Genomic DNA, 20,650 nt, shown 5'->3' on the forward strand with positions numbered 1-20,650 from the left:
CGCAAGACGATGACACACGTCGATCGCGATCACTGGGGCGTGCCCCAGCTGTGGGCTGGCGACGTCGACGCGCTCGCGCGTCTGCAGGGGCGTGTCGCCGCTACCGACCGGGCCTGGCAGATCAGCGTCGAACGATGGCGCGCCGAGGGTCGCCTGGCCGCCCACGTCGGCCCGGCCGAACTGGCGTGGGACCGGTTCGCCCGCCGCGTACGGCTGGACGACACCGCCCGGCGCTGCTACGAACGGCTCGACCCGGACACCCGGCGGTGGGTCGGGGCGTACGTCGACGGGGTCAACTCCGGGCTCGCCGAGGGCGCCGCCGCCGCACCCGAGTTCGCCGCCACCGGCACCGCGCCCGAACCGTGGCACCCCTGGTCGCCGCTGGGCGTCTTCCTCGTCCAGCACGTGCTGTTCTCCACGTTCCCGAACAAGCTCTGGCACGCGCACGTGGCCCGGACGCTCGGCCCCGAGGCGGCCGGACTGTTCGCGGTCGAGGGACCGGCCTCGTCCGGCAGCAACGCCTGGGCGCTGCCCGCCGACCCGGCCACCGGGCGCGGCCCGCTGATCGCCGGTGACCCGCACCGGCTGCTCGAACTCCCCGGCGTCTACCAGCAGGTCCGCCTGGCCTGCCCGGAGTTCGACGTGGTCGGTCTCGCCTTCCCCGGCGTGCCGGGCGTGCCGCACTTCGGCCACACCGGCCACGTGGCCTGGGCCGTCACCAACGCGATGGCCGACTACCAGGACCTCTACCGCGAACGGCTGCGCCGCGACGGCGACCGGGTGCTGGTGCGCGACGCCGACGGCTGGACGCCCGCCGCGCGCCACGTCGAGGAGATCGAGGTCCGCGGCGGCGCCCCCGAGACGGTCGAGGTGATCGAGACGCCGCGCGGGCCGGTGATCGACCACGACCGGGTCACCGGCGAGGCGATCACGCTGCGCACCCCGAGCCGGGTCGAGGCCCGGCTCGGCTTCGAGGCGTTGCTGCCGCTGCTGCGCGCCCGGCGTACCGGTGACGTCGCCGACGCGCTGCGCCACTGGGTCGAGCCGGTCAACAGCGTGCTCGCCGCCGGCACCGAGGGAGGCGTCCGTCGCCTGGTCGCCGGCCTGGTCCCGGTACGCGACGAGCGGTGCCGCCGGGAGCCCGTGCCGGCCTGGGAGCCGGCCTACCGGTGGCGGGGCGACTACCTGCCGCTTGTGGACGAGCCGGTCGACGGCGTGGCGGTGTGCGCCAACGACCGGCGCGACGACGTCGCCGCGCACGGCGCCGACTTCGCCCCGCCGCACCGGGCCCGCCGGATCCGGGCGCTGCTCGCCGACGGCACCGAGCCGTCCACAGTGCACACCGACGACCGGCTCCCGGCCGGCCCGCTGTACCGGCTGCTCGACCGGCTCGACCCGGACCGGCTCGACGAACCCGCCCGCGCGCTGCTGCTGCGGCTGCGCGGATGGGACCGGGCGATGGCGGCCGGCTCGGCCGAGGCCGGCGCGTACGCGGCCTGGCGGGCGGCGCTGGCCCGGCGGTTGCGCGTACACCCGAGGTTGCGTGCGCTCGACGAGCCGTGCGGGTTCGACGAGCTGTTCGCCCCCTGGACCGACCCGGCCGCCCGGATCGGCCTGGCGCTGGACCACCTGGCCGCCGCGCTCGACCTCGCGGAACCGGCGGCCGAGGCGCTGGCCGAGGTGGCCGCCGGCCCGGCACCCGGTGAGTGGGGCAGCCGGCACCTGCTGCACCCGGTGCACCTCGGCGTCGCCCCGGCGGTCATCGACGCGGTGGCGGCGATGCGGCGGCGGGTGACGCTCGCCGGTGACACCGACTGCGTGCTGGCCACCTCCAGCGTGCCGGGCGTGTCCGACGCCTGCTGGCGCGGCCCGGTGGCCCGCTACGTGTGGGACCTGAGCGACCGGGCGGCCAGCCGCTGGGTCGTCCCGTTCGGCGCGTCGGGGCGCCCCGGCGACGCGCACTTCGCCGACCAACTGACCCACTGGGCCGCCGGGACGCTGATCCCGGTGCCCGCCGGCCCCCTGACGGGAGACGAGACGACGTGATCCACCTGGAGCGCATCCCCGGCCTCGGCGAGCTGGCGCTGGAGCCGGTACGCCCCGACCGGGACGCCGGCCTGCTGCACGGCTGGGTGATCCGGCCCCGCAACCGGTTCTGGGGCATGGGCTCGCACACGGTCGACGAGGTACGCGAGATCTACGCGTTCGTCGACGGTCTGGAGACCCATCACGCGTACCTGATCCGGCTCGACGGCGAGCCGATCGGGCTGTTCCAGACCTACCAGCCGGAGGCGGACCCGGTCGGCGAGCGCTACCCGGTGCAGCCCGGCGACGTCGGGACGCACCTGCTGCTCGACGCGCCCCGGCCGTACCCGGGTTCGCTGACCGGCGCGGTCTTCCCGGCCCTGATCCGGTTCCTGCTGCGCGACCCGGCCGCGCGCCGCGTGGTGGTCGAGCCGGACGTGCGCAACGACGCCATGCTGCGCCGCCTGCGCATCGAGGGCTTCACGTTCGGCCCCGACATCGACATGCCGGACAAGCGGGCGAGGCTGGCGTTCCTCACCCGGGACCGGTTCGAGGCGGACCACCCGCCCGCGTAAGCCCGGCCCGCGTCACGGCCCGGCGGCGCGCAGCCGCCCGGCCAGGTCCCGCACCGTCTCGGCGTACGCCGGGTCGTCCTCCGACGGGAGGTGACCCTTGATCGGCGGCGGAACGCTGTCCCAGGGCGGGGCCACCAGGCTCTCCGGATCGCGGAGGCGACGGTCCACTGTCGCCTCCGGGTCGGTGACGCGGGCCGGCTCGTCCGCGCGGTGCGGGGAGAAGATCCATCCGCCCAGCGCGTCGGTGTCCCGCCACAGGTTGCGCCACCGCCAGCCGACCCGCCCGCCGATCCCGCGCAGCATGTCGTCGTCGACGTAGGCGGGGAACAGCCGGGCGTAGAGCCGGCGCAGCGGCGAGCTGTAGGTGAGCAGGGCGACCCGCGCGCTGACCTCCGCCGGTAGTTGCAGGACGGTGGCGGCGACGAGCACCGAGCCGTGGCTGTAGCCGGACAGCAGCACCCGGTTGCCGCTGTGCACCAGGTACGTGATGCGCCGGGCCAGCTCCGGCACGGCCCGCTCGGCGTAGCAGGGCGGGGCGAACGGGTGCGCCGCCCGGGGCCAGAACGTGGCCAGGTCGAAGAGCACGCCGACGTGGTGCCGGAAACCGGGGCTGCGGTAGGCGAAGATCCCGGCGAGGATGAGGGCCAGCACCGCCGCCGAGATCGCCACTCCGCCCACCTCGATACCGAACATGACCAGCTCCGCCGGGACGTGCGTGCGGTGCTCCAGCGTCTCGCCCGGATCGGGCCGGACCAGCGCCATCGCGGTGGTCGCCGCGCCCAGCCCGGCCATGACGGCGAACAGCACCGCCAGCGGCACCAGCAGGTCGGTGAACCGGGCCCGCACGATCATCGTCCGGACCTGCCGCAGCCGGGGCGCCGCCTCGGCCGGCGGCGACGGGAAGTCCCGCTCGACGATCGCCCCGGCGGCTCGCGTCCGGCCGCGCCGGGACACCAGCGCCACCACGGCCGCGACCACCAGGGTGACGAGCAGCGCGCGGAAGAAGCCGTAGATCGCCCAGGTGTACGCGTGCGCCGGACCCGGAATGTCGTCCGCCGGAGACACGCCCCGGTCCAGCAGGTCGGCGGTGCGCTGGACCAGCTCGGCGGAGTACGCCACCGCGAGGCCGCCCGCCGCCGCGGCGACCACGAGCGCGCCGAGCCCGTTCGGCGGCTGGTGGCCGCGGACCCGCAGGCGGTGCCAGATCAGCACCGCGGCCAGGCCGCCGAGCAGTACCGCGTGCGTGACCAGCAGCCAGGTCAGGATCGAGCCGTAGCCGGGCAGCCCGCCGCCGGTACGCCAGCGGGCCGGGGCGAACAGCAGATATCCGGCCACCACGACGGTGAGCCCGATCGCGGTGCCGCGCAGCACCCGTGCCACCCGGTCACGTCGCGGGTCGGTGGGTGCCCGGTCGACGAGCGGCGGCACGCAGACCAGGACGACGCAGGCGAGCAGGACCGCGCCGGTGACCGCCAGCAGCACCGCCACCGTGGGCGGGACACCCTGTGCGGCCCGGGCGGCGAGGAGACAGCCGTCGAGCATGGCGAAGGCCGCCGCGATGTGGATCGAACGCAGCCGGCCCATCAACGGCTCGGTGTCCCACTGGCCGATCGTGCTCAGCGGAGGCCCGGCCGACGCCCGCTCCGGCGCCCGGAACGCGGTGAACGAGCGTCCCGGCCGCCGGGCGCCCCACCAGACCAGGCTCACCGCGGCCGCCGGGACCAGTGCCAGCACCACGAGCCGCAGCCCGACCGGCCGCCCGCCCATCCAGGACAGCCACTCCCGGTCGGCGACGCAGGCCGGCACGGACAGGCACTGCCAGGCCACCAGGTCCAGCGCGACCCCGGCCCCGGCGAGCACGTACAGCGCGGTCAGGCTCAACCCCAGCACCCGGCACAGCGCCCGCACCACCACCCCGCCGACCGCGTCGCCCGGCCGCATCCACACGGCCACGTTGAGCAGCATGAAGGGCATCAGGAACAGCAGCGACAGGGTACGCAGCGCGGTGCCGGACGGCAGATCGTTCCACTGGTACGCCTCCAGCGTCACCCCGCTCGCGCCGCGCTCGTCGGCCAGGCCCGGACGGGGACGGTAGAAGCCGGCGCTGCGGTCGCCCGCGACCTGCCGGACCAGCGGCCGGCCCAGCATCTCGGCGGCCCCGCCCGCGGAGACCCCGTGCACCCGCAGCTCCACCACCTCGCCCGGCGGGGCCTGTGCCCGCCCTGGTCCAGCCGTCATCGACCCTCCGCGACGTCCCGGCCGCCCACGCCGCCTGCACGGCCCGCCCTCGGGTGGCGCAGCGTCCTACCCGGCCGGGCCGGAGGCAAACGCCCGCGCCGGCCCGGCGGACGCCCGTTCGAAGCCGCGCCGTCCGGGTAACCGCCGCCGGACGTACTCCGAAGGGGGCCCGGATGAGCGGCACACCATCACCGCGCGGCCGGATGACGGGGGCCACGGTGGCGACCCGGCTGCCGCCGATCGACGTCCGCCGGTGGGTGAACTCCGCGCCGTTGACGCCGCAGGACCTGCGCGGACGGGTGGTCCTGGTGGACGTCTGGGAGTACACCTGCGTGAACTGGATCCGCACCGCCCCGTACGTGCGGGCCTGGCACCGCGACTACCGCGACCTGGGGCTCACGGTGATCGGCGCGCACGCGCCGGAGTTCGGCTTCGGCCGGCTTCCGGGGAACATCGACCCGGCGATCCGCGACCACGGGCTCACCTACCCGATCGCGATCGACGACGACTACACGTTCTGGCGTGCCCTGCGCAACGACGCCTGGCCGGCCAGGTACCTCTTCGACGCCGACGGGCGGCTGACCGACCGCTGGGTCGGCGAGGGCGGCTACGACCGGACCGAGGCGCTGATCCGGCGGCTGGTCGAGGCCGCCACGCCCACGCCCGCGCTGCCGCCGGTCACCCCGGAGGTGACCGCGTTCGTGACCAGCCCGCAGCCCACGTACGCGGGGATCACCCCGGAGACCTATCTCGGCGCTGACCGGGGTGTGCCCGGCACGTACGCGCTGACCGGCGACTGGCGGGTCGAGGGCGAGTACGTCGAGGCGGCCGGCACCGGCGCCGAACTGGTCCTGCCGTTCACCGCCGGCGAGGTGAACCTGGTGGCCGACCCGGGACCGGAAGGGCCGGACGGGGTTCGGGTGCTGTTGGACGGGAAACCGGCAGCGGACGCGCGCGGCGCCGACGTGGGACCGGACGGCCGGGCCCGGGTCGACCGGGCGGCCATGTTCCGGCTGGTCGACGGCGCGACGCCGGGGGAGCACCGGCTCACCCTGCGCGCCGAGCGGCCCGGTCTGCGCGCGTACGTCTTCACGTTCGGTCCCTGACCCGACCCGAGGAGGACAGCCCGTGGCCGTCAAGACCATGACGCGTACCGGCACCGACATCCGCGAGTTCCGTGTCGACGTGCCGGAGGAGGACCTGGCGGACCTGCGGGCCCGGCTCGCGGCCACCCGCTGGCCGGAGCGGCAGACAGTCGACGACCAGTCGCAGGGCGTGCCGCTGGAGACCAGTCAGGCGCTCGCCCGCTACTGGGCCACCGAGTACGACTGGCGCAAGGTCGAGGCGCGGCTGAACGACCTGCCGAACTTCGTCACCGAGATCGACGGCCTGGACATCCACTTCCTCCACGTCCGGTCCCGGCACGCCGACGCGCTGCCGCTGATCGTCACGCACGGCTGGCCGGGCTCGGTGATCGAACAGCTGAAGATCATCGGTCCGCTCACCGACCCGACCGCGTACGGCGGCCATGCCTCGGACGCGTTCCACCTGGTGATCCCGTCGATGCCCGGCTACGGCTTCTCCGGCAAGCCGGACCGGCCTGGCTGGGACCCGCAGCACATCGCCCGCGCCTGGACCGAGCTGATGCGGCGGCTGGGTTACACCCGGTTCGTGGCCCAGGGCGGCGACTGGGGCGCGCTGATCACCGACATGCTCGGCGTGCAGGCACCGCCGGAGCTGGCCGGCATCCACACGAACATGCCGTGCGTGGTGCCGCCGGACATCGACGCGTTGCTGCAGGGCGGCATCACCGGCGTGAACAACCCCCTCGCCGACCTGCCGTCCGGGCTGTCGGCCGAGGAACGGGCCGCCTGCGAGCGGATCGACTTCTTCTGGAAGCACTCCGCGTACGCGCTGATCATGACCACCCGCCCGGAGACGCTCATGGCGCTGGCCGACTCGCCGGCCGGGCTGGCGACGTTCATGCTCGACCACGACGCGGCGAGCCTGGACCTGATCTGCGCCGCCTTCGCGGGCCGGCCCGGCGGCCTGAGCCGCGACGACATCCTGGACAACATCACGCTCTACTGGCTGACGAACACGGGTGTGTCCTCGGCCCGGCTCTACGCGCAGAACGCGTTGTCGTTCTTCGCCGCCAAGGGCGTCCAGGTCCCGGCCGCGGTGAGCCAGTTCCCGGACGAGATCCTGCTCGCGCCGCGCAGCTGGGCGGAGCGGGCGTACCCGAACCTGATCCACTACAACACGCTGGACCGGGGTGGGCACTTCGCCGCCTGGGAGCAGCCGGAGCTGTTCGCCCAGGAGATGCGGGCGGCCTTCCGTTCGCTGCGCTGACCGACGGCGGACGCGGCCGGGTGGGTCGCCCACCCGGCCGCGTCGGTACGTCCGAACTCAGACCTCGGTCAGCCGGACCGCGTCGGCGATGACCAGGCCGGCGGCGGAGCTCCACCGGCTGACCGCGACGCGGTTGGCGTCCCCGGCCGGCAGCGTGAACGTGCCGAGCGAGCGCCACTGCCCGCCGGTGGCCCGCTGGTCGACCACTATCGTCCGGTTGCCGGTGGTGGTGGCGACGATGTACGGCGTGGCCGCGTTGTAGCCCGCGTTCGCCGGCCACCACGCCTCGACCCGGTAGTTGCCGGTGCGGGGGACGTTGAACTTGTACCAGGCCGCGTCGCTCGCGGCGACCGGGTCCGCGTAGCGGTAGTCGGCGCCGTAGCGCTGCCCGGAGAACGTCGAGGTGCCCCAGCTCGCGCTCGCGGTGAACCGGCCCGCCGTCGCGTTGTCCACGATCGACGTCCAGCCGGTGCCACCGCCGGCCATCTTCGCGGCCACGTCCGCGCGCATCGTGTTCAGGTCGATGAAGGACGGGTCGATCTTGCCGGTGGTGCTGGTCTCCCGGTGCCCGCGGGCGTAGCTGGAGTCCCGGCCGAGCCGCTTGAGCACGGCGGCGGTGGCCGCGATGCTCGCGTTGTACTGGGCGGTGGTCATCCGCTGGTCGACGCCGTTGTAGTCGATCTCCCACCCGATCATCAGGGTGTTGCCGTCCCCGGCCGGGATCGGGCCGCTGCCGCCGCTGGTGCCGGCGTGGTTGCACCGGCCGGCGGAGATCACGTGGAACACGCCGTGGTAGTCCACGAGCGCCTGGCAGAGCGGGCCGGGCAGGTCGGACCGGCCGTTTATGCAGATGTTCAGCGCCGGGTGCGGGTTGGTGGCGCTGGACGTGGCGGCGGTGTGGTGCCAGAGCACGCCGATCGGGTCGAACGAGCCGGAGCGCATCCGGTTGAGCCAGTCGCCCTCGACCACGACCTGTACGCCGGCGCCGCGCAGCACGTCCACGAGCCAGGGAATGGTGGCCATCACTGCTCCCCGAGCAGGTCGGCGAGGCACTCGGCCTTCGGCGCCGCGTGCGCCGTACCGGGACGGACGGCCACCGCGAGGGCGGCGGCCACCAGGGCGGGTACGCCGAGCAGACCTCGGCGTCGCAGACGGGGGGATCGTGACGTGGGCATGGCGCTCCTCGGGTGACGACGCTTCACCGATCGACGGATGTGAGTGCGGGCACGCTATACCGGCACCCGTCGTCTTGTCGATACCCTTCAATGATCGTTTCCGTCGTGAAAACTTTCGCCACTGACATCTGTCGTCATCCGTCGATGCGTGGTAGAAATCCTGCCCAGGTCTCGCCGTCGAGCGAGGAATCCTTCACAGGAGGGGCGCCGATGAGATCGATCGCCACGGCCCTGACACTTCTCGCCGTGCTCGCGGCCCCGGCCCCGGCCACGGCCGCGGCCGGGGCGACTGCCGCGGCCGAGGCGCCGGCCGCCGTCGCCGCGGTCGGCCCGCAGCCCGGCACCTTCACCGGCAAGGGCTTCGACACGTGCACCGCGCCGTCGCAAGCCGCGATGGACGCCTGGCTGACCGCGTCGCCGTACCGCGCGGTCGGCGTCTACATCAGCGGCGGCAGCCGCACCTGCGCCCAGCCGAACCTGACCGCGACCTGGGTCGCCGACCAGACCCGCAAGGGCTGGCGGCTCATCCCGATCGAACTGGGCTACCAGGCGCCGTGCGGCACCCGTACGCCGAAGATGTCCGCCGACCCGGCCACCGCCCGCGGGCAGGGGAGGACCGCGGCGGACAGCGCGGTCGCCGCCGCGGCGGCGCTCGGCATCGGCGCGGGCAGCACGCTCTACAACGACATCGAGCAGTACCCGTCGAACGCGAGCTGCCGGGCCGCCGTGCTCTCCTTCCTCTCCGGCTGGGTCGAGCGGCTGCACACGCGCGGCTACCTCGCCGGCATGTACTCCAGCGGCTCGTCCGGCATCACCGACGTCTGCGCCGCCTACGACGACACCCGGTACCTGCGCCTGGACCAGATCTGGATCGCCTGGTGGAACGGCGTCGCGGACACCGACGGGGGCACGTACTGCGCCGACGACCGCTACGCCGACCAGCAGCGCCTGCACCAGTACGCCGGGGACGTCACCGAGACGTGGGGCGGCGTGACCATGAAGATCGACCGCAACTACCTGGACGTACGGGCCGGCACCCCGCCCGCGTCGTGGAGCGTCACAGTCGACAACGCCACGTCGGGCGGGTTCAGCGCGGGCGCCGCCTGGGGCACCTCCGCGTACTCCGGGCAGCGCCACGGCGCCGACTACCGCTTCGCCACCCCGGTGGCGTCCAGCGACGTGGCCTGGTTCCGGGCGAGCCTGCCCGCGACCGGCTCCTACGAGGTGTCGGTGTGGTACCCGGCCGACCCCGGCTACAACGACCGCACCCCGTACCTGGTCGCCACCACGACCGGCAACCGGTCGGTGGCGGTCGACCAGCGCACCGGCGGCGGACGCTGGGTCTCGCTCGGCGTGTTCACGCTCGCCGCCGGGACCGGGGACAAGGTCGGGGTGAGCCGCTGGAGCGCCGGCGCCGGCTACGTGGTCGCCGACGCGGTCCGCATCACCCGGGTGTGAGGCCGCCGAACCGTGAGCCGGCTCCGCCTCGGCGGGGCCGGCTCACGGCGTGCTGTCAGCTCAGGTGCGCCAGCAGGGCGGTGGCCATGCCCTGCTCACCGCGGGCGTTCGGGTGGAACGGCGCGGCGGAGTTCTGCGGCACCAGTCCCTCCACCCAGCGGGTGCCGCTGCTCTTGCACGCGTCCCGCCCGATCGACGGCGCGTAGACGTCGGCGTAGCTCGCCCCGCCCGCCGCCGCGGTGTCGGCGAGCATCGTGTTCAGTGCCTTCTGGACACCGCGCAGGTACGGCACGTCCTGGTAGGCGATCGGCACCACCGGCCAGCAGCCGTACCCGCTGTCCGGCAGGATCGCCGGGTAGCCGAGCACCACCACGCGCGCGTTCGGCGCGGCCTGGCGGACCGCCCGCAGCACGGCCGTCACCTTCGGCGCGGTGGCGGCGATCCGGGCCCGCAACTGGTCCGTGCCGCCCGCGGTGAACCGGTCCTTGCAGGGCGACCCGAGCGGGCTGCTCACGCTCGCCTCGGCGCAGTCGCCGATGATGCCGGAGAAGCCGATGTCGTTGCCGCCGATCTGGACGGTCACCAGCGCGGTGGCCGCTGTGACGGCGTTCACCTGCGGCGGCAGCGCGATGCCCAGCGCGCCGTCGCCGCCGTACAGGATGTCCTCGGTGGTGGCGCCGGAGCAGCTCACGTCGGCGAACGACGAGGACCCGGCGGACGCCGCGACCAGCGACGGGTAGTTGCGGTTGGAGCGCAGGCAGTTCAGGTCGACCTGGGTGGGCACGAGCGGGGCGGAGGTGTAGGAGTCGCCGAGCGCGACGTAGCGCCCGGCGGGTGCGGCGGCGACGGCGGGCGCGGCGACGGTGAGCAGCATGCCGGCGGCGGCCGCGACGAGCGCGGTCATCCGGCCGGCGGTCCGCAGGAGCGGCAGGCGGGGACGGTTCATGGGGCCCTCCCGGAGGGGTCCTGGTGGTGGTGCTGGGGATTCTGTCCGCGCCAGTGACGTGCGTCAATATCGATGGACCTCACTAAATGGCGGTCCAGGATGTGGTCCGCCGCCGCCCCGCCGGGCGTCAGTCGGTGTCGCGTACGTCACACTTTTCGGCGTCGGGGATGTCGGGTACGGGTCGATCGCCGATCAGTCGATCCGTTGCGTCACAACGGTCCCCGGCCCGTCACGCCTGATAGGCGGGCGGATGCCGGATCCGGGCGCGCACGCACCGGAGTGACCCCGGCACGGCTGGTGAAGAACGTATCGAATGTCGGCGATCGTGAATTTGCAGGCGTCATTACGCTGCGGGGTGGTTGATCGCCGGAACCACGGACGACAGGTGGAAGAACCTCAGATGAGTGACAATCACCCTCCCTACGGAGGCTATCCGGACCCGAACGCCGGAGCGTGGGGCAACCAGCCCGACCCGAACGCCCCGTACGGCGCGCAGCCGGCCTCCGGCGCGCCCTACGGCTCGCAGCCGGCGTCGGGTGCGCCCTACGGTGCGCAGCCCGCGTCGGGCGCCCCCTACGGCGCCCAGCCGGGGTCGGGCGCTCCGTACGGCGCGCAGCCCGCGTCGGGCGCTCCGTACGGCGCGCAGCCCGCGGCGCCGTTCCCCGGCCAGCCGGGCTACCCCGGGCCGGCGCCGTACGCGCCCACCCCGCCCCCGAGTGGCGGCAAGAGCAAGGGCCTCATCGTCGGCCTCGCCGCCGGCGCGGTCACGCTGACGCTGCTGTGCTGCGGCGGCGGCCTCGCCTACGTCGCCTTCAACGGCGACGAGGAGGACCCGAAGCCGGTGGCCTCGGGCAGCGCCACCCCCGGGCCGGACAACAGCCCGTCCGCGACCCCCAGTGCGGGCGGTCCGGAGTCGACCGGGCCGGACGGGCCCACCAACAACGACTCGATCACCGCGCGGTACGCCAGCGAGATGTCGGCGGTCTGCGACGGCGGCGCGATCCTCAACGCCGCGCCGTACACCGCGCCGGCCGGCTCGAAGGCGTACGTCTTCTCCAACTCCCCGGACCGGCCGTCGTTCTGGTCGCAGAAGACGATCAGCTCGGCCAAGCCGTACTACGCGAAGTCGGCCGACTTCGCCACGGTGTCGGTCATCGGCTGCCTGAAGATGGTCGAGGGCAGCGAGGGCACGCCGAAGAAGTGCCAGTACAAGAACAGCGAGGACAAGGTCGTCACCGTCGACTACATCTCCTCGCGGTACACCCTGACCTTCCACGCCGCCAAGACCGGCGAGAAGGTCGGTGACGGCGGCACGGTGACCGCGCCCGCCGCCCGGTGCCCGAGCTTCATCTCCTACAACAAGGTGACGATGAAGTCGTACGCGTCGCCGGACAGCGGCACCATCGAGGCCGCGCTGGACCGCTTCCTCAAGTAGGCGACACCCGGTCGCGGTGTGTGGGTCGGACCGACCCGCACACCGCGATCGGCGTTCAGGCCGGAAGCGGCCGGCCGTGCGCGTCCACGCGCTCGCGGGCGAACAGCCGCAGCAGCTCCGGCAGGTGGAAACGCTCGCCCGGGGCGCCGGGGTCGACCGGCACCAGCAGATTGTGCTGGATCAGATGCTCCACCATCCGGTTGGCCTGCTGCCGGGGCAGGCGCAGGATCTCCACCGCGCTGGCCAGGGTGATGAACGAGTCGGTGCGGGCCAGCGCGTGCAGCGCCCGGCGGGCGTCGACGTCCAGTGCCTGGTAGCTGACCGAGAGGCTGTCGCGTACCGAGATGTCCCCGACGGACAGCTCCGACAGCCGGTTCTCCTCGTCCTCCAGATGCGCGGCGAAGCCGGGCAGGGCGACGTCGGGCTGGGTGACGAGCCGGCTGCCGACGATCCGCAGGGCCAGCGGCAGCCGGTCGCAGGCCGCCGCGATCCGGCCGAACACCTCCGGCTGTTCCCGTACCCGGCGCTCGCCCGCGATCGTGGCGAGTAGTTCCACCGCGTCGGCCCGGTCGAGCGCGCCGAGCGTCAGCCGCCAGCCGACGTCCAGGTCCAGCAGGCGCTGCCGGCTGTTGATCAGCACCAGGCTGCGGCCCGCACCGGGCAGCAGCGGCCGCACCTGCTGCGCGCAGTCGACGTCGTCGATGATGAGCAGCAGCCGCCGGCCGGCGAGCGCGCACCGCAGCACGGCCGAGCGCTCCCGGATGTCCTCGGACACGTCGGTCAGCGGCACGCCCAACTCGACCAGCAGCTCCCGGATCAGCTCCCCGCTGCCGCGCGGCGGCTCGTCGCCGCTGTCGAAGCTGACGAAGAGCTGGCCGTCGGGGAAGAGGTCGGCCAGGTCGTACCCGCTGCTCACCGAGAACGACGACTTGCCGACGCCCGGCGCGCCGGAGACGAGCACGACCCCGGCGTGCTCGTCGGCGCCGGCCGGGTCGGCGATCCCCTCGGCGATGGCGCGCAACTGGCCCGCCGTGGTGTCCCGGCCGACCAGGGACGGCGGTTTCATCGGCAGGGCCTGCGGGCTCGGCGGCGGGTCGGGCGGCGACGCGGGCCCGGCGCCGAGGGCCGCCGACCAGCCGGCCGGTGGACGGACCTCGGCGGAGTCCGCGTCCAGTGCGGTCTGGAGGGCGCCCTGGAGGGTGGGACCGGGGTCGACGCCGAGTTCGTCGACGATGCCGCGCCGGGCCTGCTGGTACACGGCCAGCGCCTCGGCCACGCGCCCCTCCAAGGTCAGCGCGGTCACCAGTTGCGCCTGCCGGCGTTCGTCGAGCGGCTCCTCGGCCACCATCCGGCGCAGCGGCGGGATGACCCGGGCCGGCTGACCCAGCCGCAGGCGCAGGTCGATCAGCTCGGTCGTCATCTCCCGGTGCTGTTCCCGCAGCGCCGTGACGGTCGCGCCGAGGTCGGTGCCGAGATCCGCCAGGTCCTCCAGCGGATACCCGCCCCACAGCTCGACCGCCCGGTCGAACAGGTCGGCGGCGGCCTCGGGGCGGTCCCCCCGCGCGGCCCGGCGGGCCTCGTCGGCGAGACGCCGGAACCGCAGCAGATCCAGCTCGTCCTCGTCGACCCGCAGGTGGTAGCCGGTGCCGTCGTGGACCAGCCGGTCGGCCGAGTCGCCACCGCGGTCCAGCGCCTGCCGCAGCCGGTGCACGTACGTGCGCAGGTTGCGGACCGCCGACGCGGGCGGCGCGTCCGGCCAGAGGCCGTCGACCAGCCGGGATGTGGGGACCGTACGTCCCGGGCTCAGCAGCAGCACGGCGAGCAGGAGGCGGGGCTTGGTGCCGGTGAGCGTGACCGGCCGGTCGTCCACATGAACGGTCAACGGGCCGAGAACACTGAACCGCATCGATGTATTCCCCCGCTCCGCAGTACCGTCCACAGTGTGGTGTACCGATGGATTTCCCACCTTCGGCTGGGGAATACCTCGCTCCCAGATGGTGCAAGTAGTCACCGATCGGTGTGTACTTCGTGACCCCGAGTCAGCTGTGCCGTCGCCCGCCGCGCCGCGTCGAGCACCGCCACCGCGTCCGCCACCCCGGCACCCGCCGACCGGCCCTCCCGGACCAGCCCGGCGAAGTCCTCCGCCTGACGGGCCAGGGCCGTGTACATGGTGGCGTCCCCGTCGGCCGGGTCGAGGAAGGTCAGCCGCTCGTGGTCGCGGGTGCCGAAGACCTCCACCGTCGCCATGTCGCCGCCCCGGTGGTGCCGGCCGAGCGACACCAGCGCGGTGCCGCCGCCGGACAGGCCGAGCAAGGCCTGCGCGCTGTCCACGTCCCGGCCGCGTACCGCCGGGTCGGTGACCGGACCGGCCGGCTGCACCGCGAGCCGGTCGATCTCCTGCCCGGTCAGCCACCGGATCTGGTCGAACTCGTGCACGCCCATGTCCACGAAGATCCCGCCGCTGCCGGTCCGGAACGCCGCCGCCGGTGGTTCGCCGTCCCACTGCGCCGCGGCCACGAACAGGATCTCGCCGAGCTCTCCGCCGGATATCCGCTCCCGCAGTCGTCGTAGCTGCGGGACGAACCGGCGCCAGTAGGCGACCTGGAACGGGATCCCGGCCGCGGCGGCCACCCGGCCCGTCTCCGCCGCCTCGGCCGGGCCGAGCCCGGCCGGCTTCTCGCACAGCACCGGCAGCCCCGCCTTGGCGGCCGCCGCGACCAGCGCGCCGTGCCGCCCGGTGGGCGCGGTCACCAGGAGACCGTCCGGCACGGCGTCCGCGAGCAGGTCCTCCACGCTCGGGTACGCCGGCAGCCCGGCGGCGGTGACCGCCTCCCGTGCCGCCGGAACCGGATCGACCACGTACCGGATCCGGACGGCCGGGTGGTCGGCCAGGGCCCGCAGGTGGTGGTGGCCCATCCGGCCCGCCCCCACCAGTGCCAGCCGGAACTCATCGCTGCCGGTCATCGTCGGTTCCCCTCTCCTCGTCGGTGTCGGTGTCGGCTTCGTCGGTGCTGTCGGCGCCGCCGCGGCTGTCGATGCCGTCGCGGCCGTCCGCGCCGTCGTCGCCCAGCCAGCCGGCCAGCGCGGCCACCACGGCCGGCGCGCCGGTGGCGAAGACCACGAACCCGTCGTGGGCCCACCGCCGGCTCACGCCGCCGGCGGCCTCGACCAGCGCGGCGCCGGCCGCGATGTCCCACGGCGCGGGGTCGAAGCTGACGAACGCGTCCAGCTCGCCGCGGGCCACCGCCGCCAGGTCACAGACCGTGGAGCCGGTGTTGCGCAGGTCGGCGACGCGGGGCGCGACGCCCACGAGCGCCTGGTACGCCCGCCGTCGCGGCCCCGGCGCGTTCGGCACCGCGAACGCCACCAGGGCGTGCCCCGGCTCGGCCTCGCGGTTCACCGCGACCGGTGCGTCGCCGTCGAGCGCGCCGTCGTCGTCGAGGACCAGGCAGGCGCCGGTGGCCGGTTGCAGCACGGTGGCCGCGACCACCCGGCCGTCGCCCACGTCGCAGCCGGTCGCCACCGCGATGCTGACCGCGTAGCGGCTCGCCCCGTGGCTGAAGTTCAGCGTGCCGTCGAGCGGGTCGACGATCCAGCGCAGGCCGGAGCAGCCGTCGCTGGCCCCGGACTCCTCGGCCAGCACGGCGTCCTGCGGCCGGTCGCGGGCGAGCAGGCCGAGGATGGCCCGCTCGCTGGCGTGGTCGGCGCTGGTCACCGGGTCCTGGGCCGCGCCGCCCTTGTGTTCGGTCTGCAAGCCCTTACCGCGCGCCTCGCGGATCGCGTCCGCCCCGGCCCGCGCCGCGCGCAGGCTCAGGTGGCGCAGGTCGCCGGGAGCGGCACCGATGCTCATCGCGCCACCTGCGCTTCCCGCGGCGCGGCGACCCGGGCGTAGCCGCCGTCCACGAACAGCAGCGGCGGGTTCGGCCGCAGCAGACCGGCGGAGCGGACCGCGCCCATCAGCACCGCGTGGTCACCGGCCGGATTCGCGGAGACCGCCTCGCATCCGAAGTACGCCACCCCGTCGGTCAGGCGCGGGCAACCGGTCGCCCGCTCGTCGTCGTACGCCACACCCGCGAAACCCTCGGCGCCCGCAGGCCGGCCCCGGCTGGCGAACCAGGCCGCCTCCTCGCGCTGGTCGTCGCCGAGCACCGTCACCGCGAACCGGCCGGTACGCCGCACCGCGCCGAGCAGCCGGCAGTCCCGCCGCAGGCAGACCAGCAGCATCCGGGGCGACAGCGACACGGTGGTGAAGGAGTTGACTGTCATCCCCACCGGTCCGTCGGGCCCGACGGCGGTCGCCACCGCCACTCCGGTGGCGAAGCGCCCGGCCACCGAGCGGAACGCCCGTTCCTGGTCCTGTCCCTTTCCTGTGCCGGTCATCACCGTGCTCCTCTCGTCGCGCTGCCGACCAGGTCGGCGGCCCGCCGCCGGTCGGTCTTGCCGTTGGCGTTCGTGGGCAGCGCGGCCACGTGGTGGATCCGCGCCGGCACCATGTAGGCGGGCAGACGCTCCGCGCACCTGCGGGTCAGCTCGCCGGTGATCCCGGCGGCGCCGGTGTAGACCGCGCGCAGGGAGACGTCGTCGCCCGCGCCGAACGCCAGCACCACCGCGTCCTGCACCCCCGGGTGGCCGCGCAGGACCATCTCGATCTCGCCCAGCTCGATCCGGTAGCCGCGCAGCTTCACCTGGTCGTCCAGGCGGCCGTGGTGCACGAACGTGCCGTGCTCGCGCCGGACCCGGTCACCGGTGCGGTAGTACCGGCGGCCGGCGTACGTGACGAACCGGCCCTCGTCGTCGGCCGGGTCGAGGTAGCCGTCGAACCGCTGCGGCCCGTGCACGCACAGCTCGCCGTCGTCCACGCCGACGGCGCCGTCCTCGGCGCGCAGGATCGCGTCCAGCCCGGGGTGGGCGTCGCCGATCGGCACGGTGCCGTTGGAGGTGGCCGGCCAGGCCGCCGGATCCGCCGGCAGCCGGTGACCGGTGCAGGTCACGGTCAGCTCGGTGGGACCGTAGAGGTTCTCCACCACGCTGCCCGGCGCCGCCGCCGCCCACGCCCGCGCCTGCTCCAGCGTCAGCGGCTCGCCGGCGAAGAGACTGTGCCGCAGGCCGGGCATGGCGCCGGAAGAGAGCATCCGCATCCGGCGGGCCAGCGAGACCACCGAGGGCACCGAGAACCAGTGCGTGATCCGCCGTTCGTTGACGAACCGCACCGGCGTCAGCACCTCGTCCGGCTGCGGCACCACGAGCGTGGCGCCACCGCCCCAGGCGACGAACATGTCGAACACGGACGGGTCGAAGGTCAGGTCGAAGGTCTGGGACAGCCGGTCACCAGGGCCGACGGGGTAGCGGTCCCGGCAGTACGCGAGGAACGCGTCCACGTTGCGGTGCCGGACCGGCACGCCCTTGGGCCGCCCGGTCGAGCCGGAGGTGAACAGCAGGTACGCCACGTCGTCCGGCGCCACCGGGGCGGCCGGCGGCGGGACGGCGGACGCGCCGTCGAGGCGTACCGTCACGGTGTCGCCCGCGACCTGCGCCGCGGTCGCGGCGCCGGCGTCGTCGACCACGAGCGCGTCCACGCCCGCGTCCCGGCACTGCCGGGCGGTGCGGGCCGGTGGGAAGGCCGGGTTGAGCGGCACCACCACCGCTCCGGCGCGCAGCGCGGCCAGATAGCCGGCGTACGCGGGCAGGCTGCGGGCGGCCAGCAGGCCGACCGCGCGCGGACGGTGGCCCACCTCGGCGTGGATCCGCCCGGCGAGGCCGTCGGCGAGGTCGCGCAGCCGGCGGTAGGTCACCGGCTCTCCGCCGACCTCCAGCGCGACCGCTTCGGGCACGCGTGCCACGGTCCGCTCGAACCAGGAGTAGAGACTCACGGCGTTGCTCCCTTCACTGTGCTGTCGTCGATCGGTCTTCCGGCGCCACCGGCGCGGGACGTCGTGCTCAGGTCACCGTGCCCACGAGTTCGTCGGCGTGGTCGGCGATGCCGGCGAGCATTGCGCCGGTGGCGCCACCGGCGATGCCGAACATGGCCGCCTCGGTAAGCAGCTGCGCCTCCCCGCCGTCGCGGAACGCGTCCGCGCCGCGCAGGCGCACCGCCTCGGCGGCGACCCGGTCCACGGTCTCGGCGGCGCTGACCTTGAGCAGCATCCCGGTGACCGCGGACGGGACGGCGGCCGGCGCGTCCAGCAGCGGCGCGCACAGCGCGTCGAGCTGGTGCATGGCGACCAGGCACCGGGCGTACCGCTCGCGGACCGCCGGGCGGTCCCACAGCGTGCCCGCCCCGGCCGGCCGCCGCCGCAGCCAGTCGTGCAGGCCGGTCAGCATCCGGTGGCACATCGCCCGGGCCCACAGCGCCCCGGCGACCCGTTCGACGCCGACCTGCCGGGCGAACCCGGCCAGCGCCCGGCCGGGGCGGCCCAGCACGGCGTCCGGGCCCAGCGCCACGCCGGCGAAGCGCAGGTGGCCCACGCCGGACCCGGCGAACGCCCGCCCGGCGGACTCGGCCGTCACGCCCGGCGCGGCGGCGGGCACCAGCACCCAGCAGAAGCTGGTGAAGTGCCGCGCCTCGCGGTGCCGGGCCAGCACCAGTGCCGCGTCGCAGCTCGTCGCGTTGGTGATCCAGTCCTTGCCGCCGTCCAGGACGGCGCCGTCGTCGCCGGGCTTCACCCGGGTCGTGGCGTCGAGCAGGTCCGAGCCCGACCCGGCGGCGTCGGTGACGGCGAGCGCCACCACCGTCTCGCCGCGCAGCATGCCGCGCCGCGCGGTCTCCGCCGGGCCGGTCGCGCCGGCCAGCAGCGGCAGTACGGTGGCGACCTGGACGCAGACCGACAGCGTCACGCCGAGCGGGCACCGGGCGTCCAGTTCGGTGAGCAGCGCCGACAGCCGCCGGGGGTCCGGCTGGACGCCGTCCGGATAGAGCGCCTCGACGATGCCGGCGGCGCCCAGCGCGCGCCACACCGCGCCGGGGTCGGTGGGATCCGCACCGGACAGGGCGGCCCGCACCGCGGCGGCGTCGTCCCCGGCCGGCGTCGGCTCAGGCAAGACGCACCCCCGGGTCGCGCAGCGACAACGCACCGTTTGCCAGGCGCAGCCGGTCGTTGGCGTAGTTCAGCGAGGCCGAGCGCAGATCCCGGAAGGTGCGCTCCAGCGTCAGCGGCGAGTCGGTCAGGTAGCCGTGGCGCAGGCCGGTCAGCTCGACCAGCTCGTCGGCGGCGGCGAAGGACTCCTCCGCCGCCCGGATCTTCAGCGTGTTGAGCAGCAGTTGCACCGGCGCCGCCGACATGTCCGGCGCGTCGGTGACCACCGCGACGGTGTGCCGCAGCAGCGCGTGCGCCGCGTCCAGCCGGGTGCGGATGCCGGCCAGCCGCAGCAGCACCAGCTCGGAGGAGGGGGCGAACTGCCGCCGTCCCGCCTCGCTGCGGGCGTGCCGCAGCACCCGGGCGTACGCACCGGCCGCCGCCCCGATCCAGGCCGCCGACCAGCCGACGTGGGCCAGCGGCGCGAAGACCCGGGTGGCGATCTCCCGGAACCCGCCGTGCTCGCCGATGACCTGCCACTGCGGCACCGCGCCGCGCAGCCGCATCGGCACGCTGTGCGTGGCCCGCATGCCCAGCGGGCGCCACCCGCCGGTCACCTCGGTCTCCACCTGGTCCCGGTCGGCGTAGACCAGGTCCACCTGGGCGGCCGAGCCGGCCCCCGGCGCGCGGGTGGTGATGAGGAAGGCGTCCGCGTAGGGGCCGCCGGTCACGATCGGCGCCTGCCTGTCGATCAGCAGCATCTCGCCGTCGTGCTCCAGCGCCGACTCGGCGGTCAGCAGGTGCCCGCCCTTGCCGGCCTCGGTGGTGACCGAGCCGAGATACCGCTCGCCCCGGGCCACCGCCGGCAGCACCTCGGCGCGCAGCTTCTCCCCGCCGTACGCGGTGATGGCGGCGACCTGCTGGCAGTGCATGGCGAAGACCATCGCCACCGACATGTCCACCCGGCCCAGCGTCAGCGTGACGTCGACAAGGTCCGTCAGCGTGCCGCCGGCACCGCCCTCGGCGGCCGGGACCAGCAGCCCCAGCAGCCCGGTGCGGCGCATGGCGGTCAGCGCCTCGGTCGGGAAGGCGGCGTCCTCGTCGGACTGGCGGGCGTGCTCCGCAGCGACCTCGGCGACGGTCTCGACGGCCGGGGCGTACCCGGCGGTCGCGGTCATCGGGAACCACCGCCGACCGGGGCGCGCAGTTCCTCGACCACGCCCCACAGCCCGCCGGCCGTGGCGAAGGTCGAGTCGACCAGCTTGTCGTCGGGCACGGCGACTCCGAACGTGTCCTCGATGGCGAACAGCAGCTCGATCTCGCGCATGGAGTCCAGGCCGAGGTCGCGCAGGCGCGACTCCTCGGTGATCTCGTCCGCGCCGGCGAACTTGAGGAACGGGCGGAGCAACTCGGTGAATTCGGCGTTCATGACG

The 20,650-nt window shown here is 74.6% G+C and carries 18 protein-coding genes; 6 read left to right on the forward strand and 12 right to left on the reverse strand.

Translation table 11 applies throughout. The features are described 5' to 3' along the window. Window positions 1-9: 9 nt before the first annotated feature. Both OC439_RS16845 and OC439_RS16850 read left to right on the forward strand, forming a co-directional pair. Window positions 10-2,046 carry a penicillin acylase family protein gene (locus tag OC439_RS16845; RefSeq protein WP_262014241.1) on the forward strand — a complete coding sequence of 679 codons (2,037 nt, stop codon included), beginning with the start codon at window positions 10-12 and terminating at the stop codon, window positions 2,044-2,046. Continuing rightward, window positions 2,043-2,600, forward strand: a complete 558-nt coding sequence (locus tag OC439_RS16850; protein WP_262014242.1) for a GNAT family N-acetyltransferase — start codon at window positions 2,043-2,045, stop codon at window positions 2,598-2,600. The genes OC439_RS16845 and OC439_RS16850 overlap by 4 nt, the downstream gene beginning before the upstream one ends. 12 nt (window positions 2,601-2,612) lie before the next feature. Here OC439_RS16850 and OC439_RS16855 read toward each other — a convergent pair whose 3' ends face one another. Further along, window positions 2,613-4,838: a hypothetical protein gene (locus OC439_RS16855; RefSeq protein ID WP_262014243.1), complete on the reverse strand. Its 2,226-nt coding sequence runs from the start codon at window positions 4,836-4,838 to the stop codon at window positions 2,613-2,615. 173 nt (window positions 4,839-5,011) lie between these two features. On the opposite strand from OC439_RS16855, the gene OC439_RS16860 reads away from it, so the two are divergent. Beyond that, window positions 5,012-5,944 carry a redoxin gene (locus tag OC439_RS16860; RefSeq protein ID WP_262014244.1) on the forward strand — a complete coding sequence of 311 codons (933 nt, stop codon included), beginning with the start codon at window positions 5,012-5,014 and terminating at the stop codon, window positions 5,942-5,944. Between the two features lie 22 nt (window positions 5,945-5,966). Next, the gene (locus OC439_RS16865) at window positions 5,967-7,190 is read left to right on the forward strand and encodes an epoxide hydrolase family protein (protein ID WP_262014245.1); all 1,224 of its coding nucleotides are present in this window, start codon (window positions 5,967-5,969) and stop codon (window positions 7,188-7,190) included. A gap of 57 nt (window positions 7,191-7,247) precedes the next feature. On the opposite strand, the gene OC439_RS16870 is transcribed toward OC439_RS16865, so the two are convergent. Both OC439_RS16870 and OC439_RS16875 read right to left on the reverse strand, forming a co-directional pair. Further along, window positions 7,248-8,213: an N-acetylmuramoyl-L-alanine amidase gene (locus tag OC439_RS16870; RefSeq protein WP_262014246.1), complete on the reverse strand. Its 966-nt coding sequence runs from the start codon at window positions 8,211-8,213 to the stop codon at window positions 7,248-7,250. Continuing rightward, window positions 8,213-8,365, reverse strand: a complete 153-nt coding sequence (locus tag OC439_RS16875; protein ID WP_013285768.1) for a hypothetical protein — start codon at window positions 8,363-8,365, stop codon at window positions 8,213-8,215. Before OC439_RS16875 ends, OC439_RS16870 begins: the two co-directional genes overlap by 1 nt. A 210-nt stretch (window positions 8,366-8,575) precedes the next feature. Between OC439_RS16875 and OC439_RS16880 the strand changes: the two genes are divergently transcribed. Next, window positions 8,576-9,823, forward strand: coding sequence for a glycoside hydrolase domain-containing protein (locus OC439_RS16880; RefSeq protein WP_262014247.1), 1,248 nt, complete (start codon window positions 8,576-8,578; stop codon window positions 9,821-9,823). 55 nt (window positions 9,824-9,878) lie between these two features. Here OC439_RS16880 and OC439_RS16885 read toward each other — a convergent pair whose 3' ends face one another. After that, a complete protein-coding gene (locus OC439_RS16885) occupies window positions 9,879-10,769 on the reverse strand; it encodes an SGNH/GDSL hydrolase family protein (RefSeq protein WP_262014248.1) in 891 nt (296 codons plus the stop codon). 400 nt (window positions 10,770-11,169) lie between these two features. On the opposite strand from OC439_RS16885, the gene OC439_RS16890 reads away from it, so the two are divergent. Continuing rightward, window positions 11,170-12,204 (forward strand): hypothetical protein, encoded by a 1,035-nt coding sequence (locus tag OC439_RS16890; protein WP_262014249.1) that lies wholly within the window; start codon window positions 11,170-11,172, stop codon window positions 12,202-12,204. 55 nt (window positions 12,205-12,259) lie between these two features. On the opposite strand, the gene OC439_RS16895 is transcribed toward OC439_RS16890, so the two are convergent. The 8 genes from OC439_RS16895 to OC439_RS16930 all read right to left on the reverse strand — a co-directional run bounded on the left by OC439_RS16895 (window position 12,260) and on the right by OC439_RS16930 (window position 20,646). Continuing rightward, window positions 12,260-14,110: an AfsR/SARP family transcriptional regulator gene (locus OC439_RS16895; protein ID WP_262014250.1), complete on the reverse strand. Its 1,851-nt coding sequence runs from the start codon at window positions 14,108-14,110 to the stop codon at window positions 12,260-12,262. 101 nt (window positions 14,111-14,211) lie between these two features. Continuing rightward, window positions 14,212-15,168, reverse strand: a complete 957-nt coding sequence (locus tag OC439_RS16900; RefSeq protein WP_262014251.1) for a Gfo/Idh/MocA family protein — start codon at window positions 15,166-15,168, stop codon at window positions 14,212-14,214. Then, on the reverse strand, window positions 15,152-16,054 hold the full coding sequence (locus OC439_RS16905; protein WP_262014252.1) for an inositol monophosphatase family protein: 903 nt from the start codon (window positions 16,052-16,054) through the stop codon (window positions 15,152-15,154). The genes OC439_RS16900 and OC439_RS16905 overlap by 17 nt, the downstream gene beginning before the upstream one ends. Beyond that, complete coding sequence (locus tag OC439_RS16910; RefSeq protein WP_262014253.1) at window positions 16,051-16,584, reverse strand: flavin reductase family protein; 534 nt, start codon at window positions 16,582-16,584, stop codon at window positions 16,051-16,053. The genes OC439_RS16905 and OC439_RS16910 overlap by 4 nt, the downstream gene beginning before the upstream one ends. After that, entirely contained in the window at window positions 16,584-18,074 is a 1,491-nt protein-coding gene (locus OC439_RS16915) for an amino acid adenylation domain-containing protein (RefSeq protein WP_262014254.1), read from the reverse strand. The genes OC439_RS16910 and OC439_RS16915 overlap by 1 nt, the downstream gene beginning before the upstream one ends. A 67-nt stretch (window positions 18,075-18,141) precedes the next feature. Beyond that, window positions 18,142-19,242 (reverse strand): acyl-CoA dehydrogenase family protein, encoded by a 1,101-nt coding sequence (locus OC439_RS16920; RefSeq protein WP_262014255.1) that lies wholly within the window; start codon window positions 19,240-19,242, stop codon window positions 18,142-18,144. Continuing rightward, window positions 19,235-20,395: an acyl-CoA dehydrogenase family protein gene (locus OC439_RS16925; protein WP_262014256.1), complete on the reverse strand. Its 1,161-nt coding sequence runs from the start codon at window positions 20,393-20,395 to the stop codon at window positions 19,235-19,237. Before OC439_RS16925 ends, OC439_RS16920 begins: the two co-directional genes overlap by 8 nt. Beyond that, window positions 20,392-20,646 carry a phosphopantetheine-binding protein gene (locus OC439_RS16930; protein WP_135239575.1) on the reverse strand — a complete coding sequence of 85 codons (255 nt, stop codon included), beginning with the start codon at window positions 20,644-20,646 and terminating at the stop codon, window positions 20,392-20,394. Before OC439_RS16930 ends, OC439_RS16925 begins: the two co-directional genes overlap by 4 nt. Between the last annotated feature and the right edge of the window lie 4 nt (window positions 20,647-20,650).

The organism is Micromonospora sp. Mcm103 (assembly GCF_024519755.1).
Taxonomy (GTDB): domain Bacteria; phylum Actinomycetota; class Actinomycetes; order Mycobacteriales; family Micromonosporaceae; genus Micromonospora; species Micromonospora aurantiaca.